Here is an 889-nt window from a genome sequence, read left to right as displayed (position 1 = left end):
GTCCGGCGTGCGCGAAAGATAATCGAGCGCCCAGTACGTGAGCGCGTCCAGCTTGTCGGGCTGCACAGCGCGCAGTTGCGCCGCGCTCATCGACGCATAGCGCTCGTGCAACTCGGTGACGATCTGGAGATAGGTGATCACCGCACGCAGCTTCGCCGTCGAGCCGAGGTTGAGCCGCGCGCCCTGGTTGATGTCGAACGGCTGATTGACGCTGTCCGTCTGGACCCGCACGAGGCTCGCCCCGTCGCGGCGCTCGAACAGGGTGAAGCTGTAGGCGATCTTCGAGGGATCGTCCTGCGGGCGCAGCATGTGATAGCCGTACAGCCCGGCTGCCTGCGCGCCGTCGCGCGTCGCGGCGCTCGCAAGCCGGTCGCTCACGGCTTGCTGGGCCGTGTTGTCGAGCGTGGCGGTAGCCGTCATGTCGAGCCGGTCGAGGTCGTAGACGTTCGTCATCCCGAGCGTGGCGAGCAGCCTGGCACGCAGCGCGTTGACGCCCTTCCTCGTGACGAACGATACCGGTCCTCGCACCGGGGGCGCGCGATTCAGTTCGAGCGTGACCTTGAGTGCGACGTCGCGCAGCGACGGCGAAATGATCCCGTTGGCGGCCAGCAGGCGCAGGTAGCTGTCGGTCAGGCGATCGAGCTCGGGGTTCCCGGGCCGCAGGAAACGCGACGGCGCGCGCTGCGCGATCATCAGCGAGAGCGCCTGCTTGAATGCGAGCGCCTGCGCGTCCAGCAGGTCAACGGAGGGCGGCGCGTTCAGGATGCGGTTGATCTCGTCGAAGTCGCGACCGTACCAGGCCGCCATGCCGTCGCCGATGCCGTTGATCTCGCCGATGCCCGGCTTCGCGGCGAGCGGCACCGAATTCAGATAGCGCACCACGATCTGC

At 67.6% G+C, this 889-nt stretch carries 1 pseudogene; it reads right to left on the bottom strand.

Annotated features, from left to right (window positions below):
* Positions 1-889, bottom strand: a pseudogene (locus AWB68_RS45500) (glycosyl transferase family 51); the annotation flags it as partial.

This window comes from Caballeronia choica (assembly GCF_001544535.1).
Taxonomy (GTDB): domain Bacteria; phylum Pseudomonadota; class Gammaproteobacteria; order Burkholderiales; family Burkholderiaceae; genus Caballeronia; species Caballeronia choica.
The sequence above is the reverse complement of the archived record's forward strand: the minus strand, read 5'-3'. Positions and strand labels throughout refer to the sequence as shown.